The organism is Saccharomonospora saliphila YIM 90502, from assembly GCF_000383795.1.
GTDB classification, from domain to species: Bacteria; Actinomycetota; Actinomycetes; order Mycobacteriales; family Pseudonocardiaceae; genus Saccharomonospora; species Saccharomonospora saliphila.
Genome location: NZ_KB912665.1, coordinates 1 through 3,050, shown reverse-complemented (window position 1 = coordinate 3,050; position 3,050 = coordinate 1). Strand labels below are relative to the sequence as shown.

Here is a 3,050-nt window from a genome sequence, read left to right as displayed (position 1 = left end):
GTTCACGGGCGGGTTCTTCGCCGCGCACGCGGTGGCCAACGGCTGGATCGCCGTCGAGGCGCCCGCGCGGGCCCGCGCCTCGGCGGCGAGCCTCTACACGCTGGCGTACTACCTCGGCAGCAGCGTCGGCGGCACGCTGGGCAGTGTCGTGTACGGGCGGGCCGGGTGGGGATGGCTGGTCGGCACCGTCGCCGTGTGGCTGACGCTCGCCGCGTGCGGCGCCGGGATGCTCGGCGGGCGCGGCCACGCCCGCCCCGGGTGACCGGCGCCCGGCCGGGCTTCCGCGATGTTGCCCCTGTTCGACCGGCTCGGGATGCGCCGTTTGGTGCTGACCACCTGTCCGGGGTGACCACCGTCGCCGCCAGGGCGGGGTACAGGAGGTCAGGGGGTGGCCACGGCGGCCACGAGCAGGCCGCTGCCCAGCGGCAGCAGCGTCGGCACCAGGCGGGGGTCGTCGCGTACCGCTCTGGCCACGTCCCGCAGGGCGAGCAGTTCCGGTTCACGCCGGGTGGGGTCGGCGATGCTGCCCGCCGCCAGCACGCTGTGGAACGCGATGATCCCGCCGGGACGCAGCAGCTCGACGCCCTGCTCGAAGTAGTGCGGGTACTCCAGCCGTGCCGCGTCGGCGAAGACGAAGTCGTACCCGCCCGAGGTCAGGCGAGGCAGCACGTCGAGGGCTCTTCCCATGATCAGTCTCGTCCGCCCGGCCGGGAATCCCGCGTCGAGGAACGTCCGCCGCGCGCTGCGGTGGAACTCCTGTTCGAGGTCGATCGAGGTGAGGACCCCGTCGCGGGTCATGCCCCTGAGCAGGTACAGCCCGGACACGCCCGCGCCCGTTCCGATCTCGACCACGGCCTTCGCCTGGAGCCCCGCGGCCAGGAAGCTGAGCGCGGACCCGGCCGCGCACGACACCGGCAGGCACCCCAGCTGTTCGGCACGCAGCCGCGCGCCCGCAAGGGCCTCGTCCTCCGGCAGGTACGCCTCGAGAAATTCGCCGAGATCGACCGAACCGGTGATGTGCGTCTCGGAGTCCACGCGCCAGAGGTTAGCGTGGAGGCTGGGGTGACTCCGCCGTGTAGGTCGGGCAGCGCGCTTGGTGATCCCGGAGTGTGTGCCCCGCCACGCGCCCGAGCGCCGAGGCGCGCGTGTGCGTCCGGCCGGACATCGGTGCAGGTCACCGCTTCGACGGGAGCTTCTCAGTCTGCTCTCAGCACAACCTCACTACAACCACAGGAAAACGGGTAACACTGGGGTGCCGACGAGGGAACTCCCGCCGGGCGCGCCACGTTGGTGCGAGTAGTGAAGGGGAACGGGCCGATGGAGGTGCCTCCGCTGCCGAACGACAGCACGCAGACCGCTCCGGTTCCGGTCGAGGACCACACCGACGCCGGGTGGACGCCGCCCACGTGGGACGAGGTGGTCCGGGAGCACGCCGACCGCGTCTACCGCCTCGCCTACCGGCTCGCGGGCAACGCCCACGACGCCGAGGACCTGACGCAGGAGACGTTCATCCGCGTGTTCCGCTCGCTCGCCTCGTACAAGCCGGGGACGTTCGAGGGGTGGCTGCACCGGATCACCACGAACCTCTTCCTCGACATGGCGCGTCGCCGGTCGCGCGTGCGCATGGAGGGCCTGCCGGACGACACCGACCGCATCGTCGGGGACGATCCGAGCCCCGAGCAGGTCTACTCCAACACGCACCTCGACCCCGACCTGCAGGCCGCGCTCGACGAGCTCCCGCCGGAGTTCCGGGCCGCGGTCGTACTGTGTGACGTCGAAGGCCTGTCCTACGAGGAGATCGGGGCCACGCTCGGTGTCAAGCTGGGCACCGTGCGCAGTCGCATCCACCGCGGGAGGCAGGCCCTCAAGTCGTCCCTCGAGCGCAGGCGAGCGCTCAAACAGGAGGCGCAGGTATGACCCTGAACAGGGGATGGGGGGTGCCCGAGTCGCATCTGTTGCCGGACGTCGTGGTGGCGTTCGTCGATCAGGAGCTCTCGCTCGGCGCTCAGGAGCGCGCGGCCGCGCACCTGGCCCACTGCCCCAGTTGCGCGGCGGAGGTCTCCGCCCAGCGGGCGGCCAGCTCCGCGGTTCGTGGGGCCGAAACGCCGTCGATCTCGGCGGGCTTCCTGGCGAACCTGCGGGCGATCCCCCAGCAGACCGACCTGCCGTCGATGCCCGACAACCTCGCCGTGGGTTCCGACGGGCAGATCGTGGCCGTGCAGCGTCCCGACCGCGTGGCGGGGCTCCGGGACGGTCTCGGCGACGGGGCGCTCGGCACCTCGGCGCCACTCGGCACCGCCCCCACGGTCCTGGGTAACGGCCCGCGATTGGGGGCCGCCCGCCGGAGAGCGACCCAGGGCGCTGGTGTCGTGGTCTCCGGACTCGTACTCAGCGCCCTGGCGTTCGTCGCCACCTCCAGCGTGGGCGGTGGTGGAGCCGACACCGAGAACGACGGTGAGGCGCCCGGTCCGCCCGCCTCGGGCGTGTGGCGCGCTCAGTTCGGTGCCCAGGGCGGGGTCGCGGCCACGCCCCGGACTCCGGCCGCGTCCTCCACCCAGGCGTCCTCCACCCGGGCGTCGACCGCGCCGCCCTCCACCTCGGCGGGAGGTCCGCACTCCGGTGGGCCGGCGATGCCGTCCCCGGCGTCCTCTCCGGGGCCGTCGTCCTCGACGTCGGCTTCCCCGTCAACGACGGGGTCCCCGGACACGGCGGCGTCGGAGGCGCTCACCGCGCCCGTGCACGGCCCACGCTGACTTCACCGCCCCGACGGCAGCATCGGCGTGAGAAGCTTGACGTAGGGTCACGCCGAGCGATCACCAAGCTGTCCACCGGGGAAGAATGAACGAGCGATCCACGCCGCGCCGGGAGTCCGGCCAGCCGGACGAGCAGCGGCTCACGCCGCGCCCCGTCTCCCGGCCTCCCGTCGACCCGGCGGCCGAGGCCGTGTTCGGACGGCCTCCCGGCGTCGAAGGGTCGTTCGCTCCGGAGACCACGCGGCGCGACGACTCCGGCGGCACGCAGCCCGCGTCGCGCGCCGCTCCGCCCGCGTC

The 3,050-nt window shown here is 73.2% G+C and carries 3 protein-coding genes and 2 pseudogenes; 4 read left to right on the top strand and 1 reads right to left on the bottom strand.

What is annotated here, in order from left to right; translation table 11 throughout:
- Window positions 1-262 (top strand): annotated as a pseudogene (locus SACSA_RS26025) (MFS transporter); the annotation flags it as partial.
- Window positions 263-381: 119 nt separating this feature from the next.
- Here the strand turns inward: SACSA_RS26025 and SACSA_RS0110670 are convergent.
- Window positions 382-1,035 carry an O-methyltransferase gene (locus SACSA_RS0110670; protein ID WP_019815763.1) on the bottom strand — a complete coding sequence of 218 codons (654 nt, stop codon included), beginning with the start codon at window positions 1,033-1,035 and terminating at the stop codon, window positions 382-384.
- Window positions 1,036-1,317: 282 nt separating this feature from the next.
- On the opposite strand from SACSA_RS0110670, the gene sigE reads away from it, so the two are divergent.
- The 3 genes and pseudogenes from sigE to SACSA_RS22460 all read left to right on the top strand — a co-directional run.
- Complete coding sequence (gene sigE / locus SACSA_RS0110665; RefSeq protein WP_019815762.1) at window positions 1,318-1,917, top strand: RNA polymerase sigma factor SigE; 600 nt, start codon at window positions 1,318-1,320, stop codon at window positions 1,915-1,917.
- Window positions 1,914-2,753 carry a zf-HC2 domain-containing protein gene (locus tag SACSA_RS0110660; protein ID WP_019815761.1) on the top strand — a complete coding sequence of 280 codons (840 nt, stop codon included), beginning with the start codon at window positions 1,914-1,916 and terminating at the stop codon, window positions 2,751-2,753. Before sigE ends, SACSA_RS0110660 begins: the two co-directional genes overlap by 4 nt.
- Before the next feature lie 85 nt (window positions 2,754-2,838).
- Window positions 2,839-3,050: pseudogene (locus SACSA_RS22460) on the top strand (serine protease); the annotation flags it as partial.